Raw genomic sequence first — 12,959 nt, 5'->3', positions numbered from 1 at the left:
TAGCCCCCTGGGCGCGGAAATGGAGTGCGCGATGAAGTTCACAGCAAAAACTCTGCTTGCCTGTTCTTGCATGACTACCTGCATGACCCTCAGCGCCGTCAGCTTTGGCGCGCAGACCCTGACCATTGCCACCGTCAACAACAGCGACATGATCCGCATGCAAAAGCTCTCGAAGACCTTCGAGGCCGAGCATCCCGAGATCAAGCTGAACTGGGTGGTGCTCGAAGAAAACGTGCTGCGCCAACGCCTGACCACTGACATCGCCACCCAAGGCGGACAGTTCGACGTGCTGACCATCGGCATGTACGAAGCTGCACTCTGGGGCGCCAAGGGTTGGCTGGAGCCGATGAAGGATCTGCCGGCGTCCTACGACCTCGACGACGTGTTCCCTTCGGTGCGTGACGGTTTGTCCGTCAAAGGCTCGCTGTACGCCTTGCCGTTCTACGCTGAAAGCTCGATCACCTATTACCGCACCGACCTGTTCAAGGACGCCGGGCTGAGCATGCCCGAGCACCCGACCTGGACCCAGATCGGCGAATTCGCAGCCAAACTCACGGATAAAACCAAAGAGCAATACGGCCTGTGCCTACGTGGCAAAGCCGGTTGGGGTGAGAACATGGCGCTGATCACCACCCTGGCCAACGGCTATGGCGCGCGCTGGTTCGATGAGAAGTGGCAGCCTGAATTCAACGGCCCCGAGTGGAAGGACGCGCTGAACTTCTACGTCGACAACATGAAGAAATCCGGCCCGCCGGGGGCGTCCAGTAACGGTTTCAACGAAAACCTGGCGCTGTTCAACAGCGGCAAGTGCGCGATCTGGGTCGACGCCAGCGTGGCCGGCTCGTTTGTCACCGACAAGTCCCAGAGCAAGGTGGCCGATAACGTTGGCTTCACCTTCGCCCCACATGAAAAAACCGACAAAGGCACTTCTTGGCTGTACTCCTGGTCACTGGCGATCCCGACCAGCTCCAAGGCCAAGGACGCCGCCAAAGTGTTCACCAGTTGGGCAACCTCCAAGGAATATAGCGCACTGGTCGCCAAGACCGACGGCGTGGCCAACGTACCGCCAGGTACGCGCAAGTCGACCTACAGCGACGCGTACATGAAAGCCGCGCCGTTCGCCAAGGTGACCCTGGAATCGCTGAAAGTCGCGGACCCGACCAAACCGACGCTCAAGCCGGTGCCGTATATCGGTATCCAGTTGGTGACCATTCCCGAATTCCAGGCGATTGGCACGCAGGTCGGCAAGTTCTTCTCCGGTGCGTTGACCGGCCAGCAAACGGTGGATGCGGCGTTGACTGCGGCGCAGACCACCACCGAGCGTGAAATGAAGCGCGCCGGTTACCCCAAGTAACCTGAGCCTCACCACAGTCAAATGTGGGAGGGGGCTTGCCCTTCCCACACTGACCGCGTTTGCATGTACCTGACTGGTCTTGATCCCCATGAATACAACCGCCAAAAACCGCCTGGCCAACCCTGGCTGGTTTCTCGTCAGCCCCTCGGTGGCCTTGCTGCTGCTGTGGATGATCGTGCCTCTGGGCATGACCCTGTACTTTTCGCTGATCCGCTACAACCTGCTCTACCCCGGCGAAAACCAATTCGTGGGCCTGGAGAACTTCACCTACTTCATTACGGACTCGGGCTTCCTGCCCGGCGCCACCAATACCCTGTTGCTGGTGGGCAGCGTGCTGTTGATCAGCGTGGTGTTCGGCGTGTTGATCAGTGCCTTGCTGGAGGCCAGTGAGTTCTTCGGTCGCGGCCTGGTGCGGGTGCTGCTGATTTCGCCGTTCTTCATCATGCCCACCGTCGGTGCGCTGATCTGGAAGAACCTGATTTTCCACCCGGTGTCGGGGGTGCTTGCCGCCGTATGGAAGCTGTTCGGCGCCGAGCCGGTGGACTGGCTGGCGCACTATCCGTTGCTGTCGATCATCATCATTGTGTCGTGGCAATGGCTGCCGTTCGCGATCCTGTTGCTGATGACCGCCATGCAATCCCTCGACCAGGAACAAAAGGAAGCCGCACGCCTGGACGGTGCCGGCGCCATCGCGATCTTCTGGCACCTGACCCTGCCCCACCTGGCCCGCCCGATTGCCGTGGTGGTGATGATCGAAACGATCTTTTGCTCTCGGTGTTCGCCGAAATCTTCACCACCACCAACGGCGGCCCCGGCTACGCCTCGACCAACCTCGCCTATCTGATCTACAACCAGGCGCTGGTGCAGTTCGACGTGGGCATGGCGTCGGCCGGCGGCTTGATTGCCGTGGTCATCGCCAATATCGCGGCGATCATCCTGGTGCGGATGATCGGCAAAAACCTGACTGACAAGCCTTGAGGGCCGCGCCATGACGCTTCAACAATCCCGCCGCCTGCAGAGCCTGTTGCTCGGCACATTGGCCTGGGCCATCGCGATCCTGATCTTCTTCCCGATCTTCTGGATGGTGCTGACCAGCTTCAAGACCGAAATCGACGCGTTCGCCACGCCGCCGCAGTTCATCTTCACGCCGACGCTGGAGAACTACCTGCACATCAACGAGCGCAGCAACTACTTCAGCTATGCCTGGAACTCCGTGCTGATTTCCTTCAGCGCCACCGCTCTTTGCCTACTGATCTCGGTGCCGGCTGCCTACTCCATGGCGTTCTACGAAACCCAGCGCACCAAGGGCACGCTGCTGTGGATGCTGTCCACCAAAATGCTGCCGCCGGTGGGCGTGCTGATGCCGATCTACCTGCTGGCCAAGAGTTTTGGCCTGCTGGATACGCGCATCGCGCTGATCATCATCTACACCCTGATCAACCTGCCGATTGTGGTGTGGATGGTCTACACCTACTTCAAAGACATCCCCAAGGACATCCTCGAAGCCGCCCGCCTGGACGGCGCCACCCTGTGGCAGGAAATGGTCCGCGTGCTGCTGCCGATTGCCAAGGGCGGCCTGGCCTCCACGGTGTTGCTGTCGCTGATCCTGTGCTGGAACGAGGCGTTCTGGTCGCTGAACCTGACCTCATCGAACGCCGCGCCGTTGACTGCGCTGATCGCCTCCTACTCCAGCCCCGAAGGCTTGTTCTGGGCCAAATTGTCCGCCGTCTCGACCCTCGCCTGTGCGCCGATCCTGATCTTTGGCTGGATCAGCCAGAAACAGCTGGTACGCGGTTTGTCCTTCGGCGCCGTTAAATAATAATTTCTAGCGGAGGGCCCATCATGGCCAACCTGAAAATCAAGAATCTGCAAAAAGGCTTCGAAGGTTTCTCGATCATCAAAGGCATCGACCTGGAAGTGAACGACAAGGAGTTCGTGGTCTTCGTCGGCCCGTCGGGCTGCGGTAAGTCCACCCTGCTGCGCCTGATCGCCGGCCTGGAAGAAGTCAGCGCAGGCACCATCGAACTCGACGGTCGCGACATCACTGAAGTGACCCCGGCCAAGCGCGACCTGGCGATGGTGTTCCAGACGTACGCGCTGTACCCGCATATGAGCGTGCGCAAGAATATGTCGTTTGCCCTGGACCTGGCCGGCGTTGACAAGAAGCTGGTCGAAAGCAAAGTCAGCGAGGCGGCGCGCATCCTGGAACTGGGCCCGCTGCTGGAGCGCAAGCCCAAGCAACTGTCGGGCGGCCAGCGCCAGCGCGTGGCGATTGGCCGCGCGATTGTGCGCAACCCGAAGATTTTCCTGTTCGATGAACCGCTGTCCAACCTCGACGCCGCCCTGCGCGTGCAGATGCGCCTGGAACTGGCGCGCCTGCACAAAGAACTGCAGGCGACCATGATCTACGTGACCCACGACCAGGTCGAGGCCATGACGCTGGCCGACAAAGTGGTGGTGCTGAACAGCGGCCGTATCGAGCAGGTCGGCTCGCCGCTGGAGCTGTATCACCAGCCGGCCAACCTGTTTGTGGCGGGCTTTCTCGGCACGCCGAAGATGGGCTTTCTCAAGGGCAAGGTCACCCGCGTCGAGTCCCAGACCTGCGAAGTGCAACTGGACGCCGGCACCTTGATCACCCTGCCGCTCAGTGGCCCGACCTTGAACGTCGGCAGCGCGATCACCCTGGGCATTCGTCCGGAACACCTGGAAATCGCAGCGCCTGGCCAAACCACCCTGACCGTCACCGCCGATGTGGGCGAGCGCCTGGGCAGCGACACGTTCTGCCACGTCAACACCGCCAACGGCGAGCCGTTGACCCTGCGCATCCGCGGCGACATGGCCAGCCAGTATGGCGAAACCCTGCACCTGCACCTGGACCCGGCGCACTGCCACCTGTTCGACACCGACGGCGTGGCCGTGGCCCGCCCACTGCGCGCTGCCGCCTGATTTCGCGAGTATTACGTTATGAAACTGAATAAACAGAACCTCACGCAACTGGCTGGGCAGGTGAAAATCCCGGCCTACGCCATTGCCGACACCCGCCAGGGCATCGCCCATATCGGCGTCGGCGGTTTCCACCGGGCGCATCAGGCGTATTACACCAATGCGCTGATGAACTCAGGCGAAGGTCTGGACTGGAGCATCTGCGGCGTCGGCCTGCGGGCCGAAGACCGCAAGGCCCGCGACGACCTGGCGGGTCAGGATTTTCTCTTCACCCTGTATGAACTGGGCGACACCGACGACACCGAAGTGCGTGTGATCGGTGCCATCAGCGACATGCTGCTGGCCGAAGACGGCGCCCAGGCGCTGATCGACAAACTGGCCAACCCGGCCATTCGTATCGTCTCCCTGACCATCACCGAAGGCGGCTACTGCATCGACGACAGCAACGGCGAGTTCATGGCTCATCTGCCGCAGATCCAGCATGATTTGGCCCACCCGAACGCACCCAAAACCGTCTTCGGCTTTATCTGCGCCGCCCTCACCCAGCGCCGCGCCGCCGGTATTCCGGCGTTCACTGTAATGTCCTGCGATAACCTGCCCCACAACGGCGCCGTCACACGCAAGGCGCTGCTGGCTTTCGCCGCCCTGCACAACGCCGAATTGCACGACTGGATCAAGGCCAACGTAAGCTTCCCGAACGCCATGGTCGACCGCATCACGCCGATGACCAGCACCGCCCACCGCCTGCAATTGCACGACGAGCACGGCATCGACGATGCCTGGCCGGTGGTGTGCGAACCCTTTGTGCAGTGGGTGCTGGAAGACAAATTCGTCAACGGCCGCCCGGCCTGGGAAAAGGTCGGCGTGCAGTTCACCGATGACGTCACGCCCTATGAAGAAATGAAAATCGGCCTGCTCAATGGCAGTCATTTGGCCCTGACTTACCTGGGGTTTCTCAAAGGTTATCGGTTTGTGCACGAGACCATGAACGACCCGGTGTTTGTGGCCTATATGCGCGCCTATATGGACCTGGACGTCACGCCGAACCTCGCGCCGGTGCCGGGAATTGACCTGACCGAATACAAACAGACCTTGGTCGACCGTTTTTCCAACCAAGCGATTGCCGACCAGTTGGAGCGCGTGTGCTCGGATGGTTCGTCGAAATTTCCCAAGTTCACCGTGCCGACCATCAATCGTCTGATCGCGGACGGCCGCGAGACTGAACGCGCTGCACTGGTGGTCGCCGCCTGGGCCTTGTATTTGAAGGGCGTGGATGAGAACGGCGTGAGCTACAAGATCCCGGATCCACGTGCCGAGTTTTGCCAGGATCTGGTGAGCGATGACGCGCTGATCAGCAAGCGCTTGCTGGGCGTTGAAGAGATTTTCGGCACGGCTATTCCCAACTCGCCTGAGTTTGTGGCAGCGTTCGAGCGGTGTTTTGTGAGCTTGCGTGACAACGGCGTCACGGCAACCCTACAGAACCTCCTGAAGAAACCGGCTTAACAATGTGGGAGGGGGCTTGCCCCCGATGAGGGTGTATCAGTTAATAAATCTGTCACTGACACACTGCTATCGGGGGCAAGCCCCCTCCCACATTTACACTCCAACAAGACTGGTGAGCACACCATCATGACCCAGCAAAACCTGTTCCTCGGCATCGACTGCGGCACCCAGGGCACCAAGGCCATCGTCCTCGACGCTTCCAGCGGCAAGGTGCTGGGCCTCGGCGCCGCCGCGCACACGCTGATCAGCGGCGCCAACGGCCGCCGCGAGCAGCACACCCAGGAATGGCTGGACGCCTTTACCGAAGCCACTCACCGCGCCCTGCAACAGGCCGGTGTGGACGGCCAGGACATCCTCGGCATCGGCGTTTCCGGCCAGCAACATGGCCTGGTCTTGCTGGATGCCGAGGGCCAGGTATTGCGCCCGGCCAAGTTGTGGTGCGACACCGAAACCGCCGCCGAAAACGAGCGCCTGTTGCAGCACCTGGGCGGCGAAAGCGGCTCGCTGGAGCGCCTGGGCGTGGCCATCGCGCCGGGCTACACCGTGTCCAAACTGCTCTGGACCCGCGAACAGCACCCGGACATCTTCAAGCAAATCGCCCATGTCCTGCTGCCCCACGACTACCTCAATTACTGGCTGACCGGCCGTGCCGTCGCGGAATACGGCGATGCCTCGGGCACCGGCTACTTCAACGTGCGCAGTCGCGAGTGGGAAGTGGCGCTGCTCAAGCACATCGACCCGAGCGGACGCCTTGAAAAGGCACTGCCGCAATTGGTTGAAGCCAATCAAAGCGTCGGCACGATTCTGCCGGCCATTGCCGAACGCCTGGGCATCAACCCCAATGCGATTGTCGCCAGCGGCGGCGGCGACAACATGATGGGCGCCATCGGCACCGGTAATATCGCGCCGGGCGTGATCACCATGAGCCTGGGTTCATCGGGAACCGTCTACGCATTTTCGGACCAGCCCAACGTGAGCCCACAGGCCTCGGTGGCGACCTTCTGCTCATCCAGCGGCGGCTGGCTGCCGCTGATCTGCACCATGAACCTGACCAACGCCACCGGGGTGATGCGCGAGCTGTTCGAGCTGGACCTGAACACCTTCAACGCCCTGGTCGAGCAAGCACCGATCGGCGCCGACGGCGTGAGCATGCTGCCGTTCCTCAACGGCGAGCGCGTGCCTGCCCTGCCCCACGCCACCGGCAGCCTGCACGGGCTGACCATGACCAACCTGACCCGCGCCAACCTGTGCCGCGCCGTGGTCGAAGGCACCACCTTCGGCCTGCGTTACGGCCTCGACCTGCTGCGTCAGACCGGCCTGCAAAGCCAGAGTATCCGCCTGATCGGCGGCGGCTCGAAAAGCCCGGTGTGGCGGCAGATGGTCGCCGATATCATGAACACCGAAGTGATCTGCACCGAACAAAGCGAAGCCGCCGCCCTGGGCGCGGCGATCCAGGCGGCGTGGAGCCAGTCCGGCGAATCCCTGGCCAGCCTGTGCGACAAATGCGTGAGCGTCGATCCGGCCAGCCGTACGCTGCCGGTCGTGGCCAATGTCCGCGCCTATCAACAGGCGTACGAGCGTTATCAACAGCTAGTGGCAACCCTTTAAGAGCGAACGACTATGTATCTGGTGTGTGGTGAAGCGCTGTTTGATTTCTTCAGCGAAGAGGATGCCAGCGGGCTGGCGTCGAAGGTCAACTACAAGTCGATTGCCGGCGGTTCGCCGTTCAATGTCGCCGTCGGCTTGCGCCGCCTGGGCATTGAGGCGGGGCTGTTCGGCGGCGTGTCCACTGACTTCCTCGGTCGTCGCTTGGTGCAGGTGCTCCAGGATGAAGGCGTGAGTCAGCAATTTCTGGTGGAATTCGCCGCGCCGACGACCTTGGCAATGGTCGCCGTGGGCGCCAATGGCTCGCCGCAGTACAGTTTTCGCGGCGAAGGCTGCGCCGACCGGCAGCTGCAAGTCGCGCACCTGCCCGTGCTGGGTGATGACGTGCGTGGGCTGCATATCGGCTCGTTCTCCCTGGTGGTGCAGCCGATTGGCGACACCCTGCTGGCCCTGGTCCGGCGCGAAAGCGGCCGGCGCCTGATCAGCCTCGACCCCAACGTGCGCCTCAACCCGCAACCGGATATCCAGTTATGGCGCGACCGCGTCGCGGAGTTGGCCAAACATGCCGACCTGATCAAGGTCAGCGACGAAGACTTGCACCTGCTGTACCCCGACCAATCCCCCGAAAGCGTGCTGCAAGGCTGGTTGCAGCACCGGTGCCAGTTGGTGTTTCTCACCCGTGGCGGCGACGGCGCCACGGTGTTCAGCCGCCAGCACGGCACGTGGTCGCAACCGGCGGTCAAGGTGGTGATGGCCGACACCGTGGGCGCCGGCGATACCTTCCAGGCGGCGTTGATTGCCTGGCTGACCGAGCAGCAGTTGGATTCGGTCGACGGCCTGCAACAGCTCACCCGGGCGCAGATCGACGCCATGCTTGGCTTCGCGATTCGCGCAGCCGCCCTGACCTGCACCAAGACCGGCCCGGACTTGCCGTATCGCCAGCAGTTGGGCTGAACGCCCGGTTTGATGATCAAGTTCGTGGACAAGGCCGGGAAAATCGAGGATGTGGGCTATCGCAAGCTGTCCGATGCGTGCAGCTTCCAGAATTGAGCCTTGCACGGTCACACAACAAGCCCGCGTAGATAGGCGTATTCTGGCGGGCTTGTCCCAAGGCCGAAAGGAATCGCCATGCCGTTGAGTTTTCGTACCCTCGCCACCGCAACCGCCCTGCTGTGCTTCGCCCTCGCGCTTATCTGGGGGCTGCGCCCCGAGCTGCTGCTCGGCATGTGGGGCGTGACGTCGTCCGACGCCACCGGCCTGGTGGCCCGCCGCAGCGCCGCGCTGTTCCTGGCCATCGGCATCATGTTTTACCGCGCCCGCCATGCGCCACCCTCGGACACACGTCGCGCCATAACCAGTGGCTTTGCCATCGGTTGCCTGGTGTTGGCTGTGCTGGGCGTGTGTGAGTGGTTCAGCGGCAATGCCGGGCCGGGGATTTTCCTGGCCGTGGCAACGGAAACCGTACTGGGCCTGGCATTTGTCCAGGCCCATAGGTCTTCGGTGGTTCATTCTCAGGCGTCTGCCTAGTAATAGGCTCGACCTCCCGCTCTCTTGAGGGCGGGTGCATGGGTATGTTTGAGGTCTTCACGCAACCCGGTGATCAGGTTGCAAATCGCTCGACTGCTGTCGAGTTTGTCTGCGTTGATGCCTTTGACTTCCAAATCCACCCGGTCACGGTCGCGGTCGTCGTAGACCTTGATCGTCAGCGAAGCATCTTCGGCTTTGGTGCATTCGCACCGTTTGGGCAGGAAACTTCCTTCAATAATGCTGCGTAGCTCTAGTTCCGAAAGCATGGCTAACCTCTCCTTTTTTGAGACTGCCAACAGAGTGTTTTGTTATGTGTCATGCAGGCGCTTGCCAGCCTTGGAAGACGCCTTCATCCACTCAGCGTACTCAACAAAATGCGCGCGTGTAGTAACAATTCCTCATAAGAACGGTACAAGTTTATATAACTTAAACAGGGCCTCGCCCGAAGCGTTTATATCATCGGCGAACAGCCACGATTAAACGTTTAACCCTGCAGTTCGTGTGCGTACGCTGTGACCCTTTCAGCAACATGTCGCAAACTATCAAAGTTGATATTCGCCCCGGAATTCACCGCCACCAGGGTCTGGGCACGCACACCATGCTCCAGGACGTACTTGCGAATGCCCGCGACCGCCAGTGCGCCGGAGGGTTCGGTGATGGAGCGGGTATCGTCGTAGATCAGCTTGATCGCGCTGCATAGCTGGTCGTTGCTCACAGTGATGACCTCGTCCACCCAATCGCGGCAGATTTCAAACCCGTAGGCGCCGATCTGCGCCACTGCGGTGCCGTCGGCAAACCCGTCCACGCTGGGCAGCACCACGCGTTCGCCGGCGCGCAAGGCGGCCAGCAGGCAGCTGGAGCCTTCCGGTTCGACCCCGATGACGCGCACCTCCGGCCGCAGGTATTTGACGTAGGCGGCGATGCCGGCGATCAGGCCGCCACCGCCCACCGGCACGAAGATCGCGTCCAGCGGGCCCTGTTGCTGGCGCAGGAGTTCCATGGCCACGGTGCCCTGGCCGGCGATCACGTCTGGGTCATCGAACGGCGAAACGAAAGTACAGCCCGAGGTCTCGGCCAGTTGCAGCGCATGGGCCAGGGCGAACGGGAAACTCTCGCCGTGCAGCACCGCTTCGGCGCCTCGGGAGCGCACACCCAAGACCTTCAACTCCGGCGTGCTGCAGGGCATGACGATACGCGCCTTGATCCCCAGCTCCCGCGCCGCCAGCGCCACGCCCTGGGCGTGATTGCCTGCCGAGGCCGTCACTACGCCACGCGCCTTTTGCTCGTCGGAGAGCTGCACCAACTTGTTGTAGGCACCGCGGATCTTGAAGGAAAAGGTCGGCTGCAAGTCTTCGCGCTTGAGCAGCACCGTGTTGCCGAGCAACGCCGATAACGCCAGCGCCGCCTGCAACGGCGTGCGCACCGCCAGGTCGTAGACGGGCGCGGCGAGGATCTTTTTCACGTAGTGCTCAAGCAGTGCGGTGTCTTGGCTAGCCCTTGGGGTTGATGCGCTCATCGGTGTCTCCTGGCTTTTTTTGGATGGCCCTGGAGACGGAAAAACAAAACCCGCCTCTAAGGCGGGTTTGGGTGCAGCCGTGTGCTATCCCGCCAAATGAGGAATGGCGGTAATAATGCTTGGCTGGCTGCGGAAGGCTTGAAATGTCATGTCACGAAATTAACCGGGCGTTGCCGTGCAAGTCAATGACCCAGCGCCATTTAGCCCGTGGGGTTTACGCCGGACATACGAAACGTATACGCTTTGTATATCCAACTTAAACAGTGAACCCCATGGGCATCGTCAAGATCACCGACCAACTGCACGAACAACTGCGCCTGGCCAGCGCGACGATGGACCGTTCCATCAACGCTCAGGCCGAGTTCTGGATCAAGATCGGCCTGCTCGCCGAACTCAACCCCAGCCTGCCCTACAACGAGCTGATTAACAGATTGTTGCTCGACAAACCCGACCTGATCCGGGTGCGCAGCTGATGATCAAGACCACCGCCCAACTGGCCGTGATGCGCGAAGCCGGGCGCCTGCTGGCCCAGGTGTTCAGCATGCTCGACGGTTTTGTCGCCGCCGGCCGCTCCACCCTGGAGCTGGACGCCGCCGTCGAAGCCTTCATCCGTAACGACCTCAAAGCCCGCCCCGCCAGCCTGGGGCAATACGATTACCCGTTCTCGATCAACACCTCGATCAACGAGGTGGTGTGCCATGGCATGCCCAGCGCCAAGGAGATCCTCAAGGACGGCGACATCATCAATATCGACATCACCCTGGAAAAAGGCGGCTACATCGCCGATTCCAGCAAGATGTACATGATCGGCACCGTTGCCCCCAAGGCCCGGCGCCTGGTGGAGATGACCTTCGAAGCGATGTGGGCCGGCATCCGCCAGGTCAAGCCCGGCGCCCGCCTGGGTGATATTGGCCACGCGATCCAGAGCCACGCCCAGGCCAACGGCTACAGCGTGGTGCGTGAATACTGTGGTCATGGCATCGGCAAGCAGATGCATGAGGAACCGCAGATCCTGCACTTCGGCCGCCCCGGCACCGGTCTGGAGCTGCGCGAAGGCATGGTGTTTACCATCGAGCCGATGCTCAACCAGGGCGGCGCCAAGACACGCAGCCTCAAGGATGGCTGGACGGTGGTTACCAAGGACAACAGCCTGTCGGCGCAGTGGGAACACACCGTGGCGGTGACGGCGGACGGGTTCGAGGTGTTGACCTTGCAGCCAGGCGCCTGAGCCTGGCCTGGGCTCAGGCCACTTCCCTGATCCCCTGCTTGGCTTCCAGTTCACGCACCAGCGGCAACACGCGCTTGCCGAAGTACTCCACTTCTTCCTGGAAGTGCAGGAACCCCGCCAGCACCAGATCCACCCCCACGGCCTTGAGTGCAATGATGCGCTCGGCGATCTGCTGCGGGGTGCCGATCAGGTTGGTCTTGAAGCCGTCGTTGTACTGCACCAGGTCTTCAAAGCTGGACTTGGCCCAGTTGCCCTCACCTTCCGGTGAAGCCTTGCCCGCCTGCCTGGCCGCATCGCCAAACGCATTGACCGCTTCCGGGTCCGCCTTGTTGATAATCTCGGCGAGCACAGCGCGGGCTTCTTCTTCGGTGTCGCGGGCGATCACAAATGCGTTGACGCCGACCTTGACCGAATGGTTATTCGCCGCCGCCTTGGCGCGAATGTCATCGACCTGGGCCTTGATCCCTTCCGGGGTGTTGCCGTTGGTGAAGTACCAGTCGGAGACTCGTGCCGCCATGTCCCGCGCCGCCCGTGAACTGCCGCCCTGGAACACTTCCGGCTGGCCCAGTGGCTTGGGCTTGAGGGTGTAGTTATTGAAGCGGTAGAAATCGCCCTTGAAGGTGAAGTCGTCCTGGGTCCAGATGCCTTTGAGGGCGCGGATAAATTCTTCGGAGCGGCGATAGCGCTCGTCGTGCTCCAGCCAGTGTTCGCCGATGGCCTGGAATTCCCCCTTGAACCAGCCGCTGACGATATTCACCGCGATGCGGCCATTGGTAAGTTGGTCGATGGTCGCCAGTTGCTTGGCCGCCAGCGCCGGCTGCCACGGGCCAGGCAGGATCGCCGCGATGACCTTGAGCGTGGTGGTGGCCGCCAGCAACGCATGGCTGAACGCCACGGATTCATGCTGGTTCTCGGCGCCGTAGCCGGCGGTGAAACGGATCTGGGTCAGGCCATACTCAAAGCCGGCAGCTTCGGCCAGTTGCGCCAGTTTGCGGTTGTAGTCGATGCCCCAGTCGGTGCGTTGTTCAATCTTGCTGACCACCAGCCCACCGCTGACGTTGGGCACCCAATAGGCAAATTTCACGGCTTGCTGACTCATCGAACGGTACCTCGTGCAAAAGGGATGTAACAGGGCTTGAGCAGCAAGCGTGCCAGCCAGACGCAAACGCCCACGCCATCAGGGTTGCGGCCAAAAATCAGGCCATGGTGGGCGCGCAGGCAAATGTCAGGGATTGCGCCGGTTTGTCGGATTGCTGTTGCTGGCGCAACAGTGACCCAGGCAA

General features: G+C 61.6%; 12 protein-coding genes and 2 pseudogenes. 11 read left to right on the top strand and 3 right to left on the bottom strand.

Annotation, left to right across the window (positions count from 1 at the left end; all coding sequences use genetic code 11):
- Window positions 1-70: 70 nt before the first annotated feature.
- From AB3G88_RS12085 to AB3G88_RS12045, 9 genes and pseudogenes are all read left to right on the top strand, one after another.
- Window positions 71-1,354, top strand: a complete 1,284-nt coding sequence (locus tag AB3G88_RS12085) for an ABC transporter substrate-binding protein (RefSeq protein ID WP_480454430.1) — start codon at window positions 71-73, stop codon at window positions 1,352-1,354.
- Window positions 1,355-1,442: 88 nt separating this feature from the next.
- Window positions 1,443-2,332, top strand: a pseudogene (locus AB3G88_RS12080) (carbohydrate ABC transporter permease).
- A gap of 10 nt (window positions 2,333-2,342) precedes the next feature.
- Window positions 2,343-3,173, top strand: coding sequence for a carbohydrate ABC transporter permease (locus AB3G88_RS12075; RefSeq protein ID WP_017848429.1), 831 nt, complete (start codon window positions 2,343-2,345; stop codon window positions 3,171-3,173).
- Between the two features lie 23 nt (window positions 3,174-3,196).
- Window positions 3,197-4,300 (top strand): ABC transporter ATP-binding protein, encoded by a 1,104-nt coding sequence (locus AB3G88_RS12070; protein ID WP_112195084.1) that lies wholly within the window; start codon window positions 3,197-3,199, stop codon window positions 4,298-4,300.
- Between the two features lie 18 nt (window positions 4,301-4,318).
- Window positions 4,319-5,800: a mannitol dehydrogenase family protein gene (locus tag AB3G88_RS12065; RefSeq protein ID WP_480454150.1), complete on the top strand. Its 1,482-nt coding sequence runs from the start codon at window positions 4,319-4,321 to the stop codon at window positions 5,798-5,800.
- Between the two features lie 126 nt (window positions 5,801-5,926).
- Window positions 5,927-7,408 (top strand): xylulokinase, encoded by a 1,482-nt coding sequence (gene xylB, locus AB3G88_RS12060; RefSeq protein WP_480454148.1) that lies wholly within the window; start codon window positions 5,927-5,929, stop codon window positions 7,406-7,408.
- Window positions 7,409-7,420: 12 nt separating this feature from the next.
- The gene (locus AB3G88_RS12055; RefSeq protein ID WP_099585192.1) at window positions 7,421-8,359 is read left to right on the top strand and encodes a carbohydrate kinase family protein; all 939 of its coding nucleotides are present in this window, start codon (window positions 7,421-7,423) and stop codon (window positions 8,357-8,359) included.
- 15 nt (window positions 8,360-8,374) lie between these two features.
- A pseudogene (locus AB3G88_RS12050) lies at window positions 8,375-8,455 on the top strand (DUF2790 domain-containing protein); the annotation flags it as partial.
- A gap of 78 nt (window positions 8,456-8,533) precedes the next feature.
- Entirely contained in the window at window positions 8,534-8,932 is a 399-nt protein-coding gene (locus AB3G88_RS12045; RefSeq protein ID WP_191947904.1) for a hypothetical protein, read from the top strand.
- Here AB3G88_RS12045 and AB3G88_RS12040 read toward each other — a convergent pair.
- Window positions 8,929-9,198: a DUF1652 domain-containing protein gene (locus AB3G88_RS12040; protein ID WP_112195074.1), complete on the bottom strand. Its 270-nt coding sequence runs from the start codon at window positions 9,196-9,198 to the stop codon at window positions 8,929-8,931. The two genes, AB3G88_RS12045 and AB3G88_RS12040, sit on opposite strands and share 4 nt — an antisense overlap.
- 218 nt (window positions 9,199-9,416) lie before the next feature.
- Entirely contained in the window at window positions 9,417-10,448 is a 1,032-nt protein-coding gene (gene ilvA, locus AB3G88_RS12035) for a threonine ammonia-lyase, biosynthetic (protein ID WP_480454146.1), read from the bottom strand.
- A 272-nt stretch (window positions 10,449-10,720) separates the two neighbouring features.
- Between ilvA and AB3G88_RS12030 the strand changes: the two genes are divergently transcribed.
- Both AB3G88_RS12030 and map read left to right on the top strand, forming a co-directional pair.
- Window positions 10,721-10,921: a ParD-like family protein gene (locus tag AB3G88_RS12030; protein ID WP_480454144.1), complete on the top strand. Its 201-nt coding sequence runs from the start codon at window positions 10,721-10,723 to the stop codon at window positions 10,919-10,921.
- Window positions 10,921-11,676, top strand: coding sequence for a type I methionyl aminopeptidase (gene map, locus AB3G88_RS12025; protein WP_112195070.1), 756 nt, complete (start codon window positions 10,921-10,923; stop codon window positions 11,674-11,676). Before AB3G88_RS12030 ends, map begins: the two co-directional genes overlap by 1 nt.
- Before the next feature lie 13 nt (window positions 11,677-11,689).
- Here the strand turns inward: map and sfnG are convergent, their stop codons facing one another.
- Complete coding sequence (gene sfnG / locus AB3G88_RS12020; protein WP_112195068.1) at window positions 11,690-12,775, bottom strand: dimethylsulfone monooxygenase SfnG; 1,086 nt, start codon at window positions 12,773-12,775, stop codon at window positions 11,690-11,692.
- Window positions 12,776-12,959 lie beyond the last annotated feature (184 nt).

Source organism: Pseudomonas arvensis, from assembly GCF_056688935.1.
The sequence above is the reverse complement of the archived record's forward strand: the minus strand, read 5'-3'. Positions and strand labels throughout refer to the sequence as shown.

Bases quoted from the DNA above. Each gene is read 5' to 3' on its own strand.
- AB3G88_RS12070 (WP_112195084.1), top strand. From the start codon at position 3,197: ATGGCCAACCTGAAAATCAAGAATCTGCAAAAAGGCTTCGAAGGTTTC.
- AB3G88_RS12030 (WP_480454144.1), top strand. From the start codon at position 10,721: ATGGGCATCGTCAAGATCACCGACCAACTGCACGAACAACTGCGCCTG.
- AB3G88_RS12075 (WP_017848429.1), top strand. From the start codon at position 2,343: ATGACGCTTCAACAATCCCGCCGCCTGCAGAGCCTGTTGCTCGGCACA.
- sfnG (WP_112195068.1), bottom strand. From the start codon at position 12,775: ATGAGTCAGCAAGCCGTGAAATTTGCCTATTGGGTGCCCAACGTCAGC.
- xylB (WP_480454148.1), top strand. From the start codon at position 5,927: ATGACCCAGCAAAACCTGTTCCTCGGCATCGACTGCGGCACCCAGGGC.
- map (WP_112195070.1), top strand. From the start codon at position 10,921: ATGATCAAGACCACCGCCCAACTGGCCGTGATGCGCGAAGCCGGGCGC.
- AB3G88_RS12045 (WP_191947904.1), top strand. From the start codon at position 8,534: ATGCCGTTGAGTTTTCGTACCCTCGCCACCGCAACCGCCCTGCTGTGC.
- AB3G88_RS12085 (WP_480454430.1), top strand. From the start codon at position 71: ATGACTACCTGCATGACCCTCAGCGCCGTCAGCTTTGGCGCGCAGACC.
- ilvA (WP_480454146.1), bottom strand. From the start codon at position 10,448: ATGAGCGCATCAACCCCAAGGGCTAGCCAAGACACCGCACTGCTTGAG.
- AB3G88_RS12040 (WP_112195074.1), bottom strand. From the start codon at position 9,198: ATGCTTTCGGAACTAGAGCTACGCAGCATTATTGAAGGAAGTTTCCTG.
- AB3G88_RS12055 (WP_099585192.1), top strand. From the start codon at position 7,421: ATGTATCTGGTGTGTGGTGAAGCGCTGTTTGATTTCTTCAGCGAAGAG.
- AB3G88_RS12065 (WP_480454150.1), top strand. From the start codon at position 4,319: ATGAAACTGAATAAACAGAACCTCACGCAACTGGCTGGGCAGGTGAAA.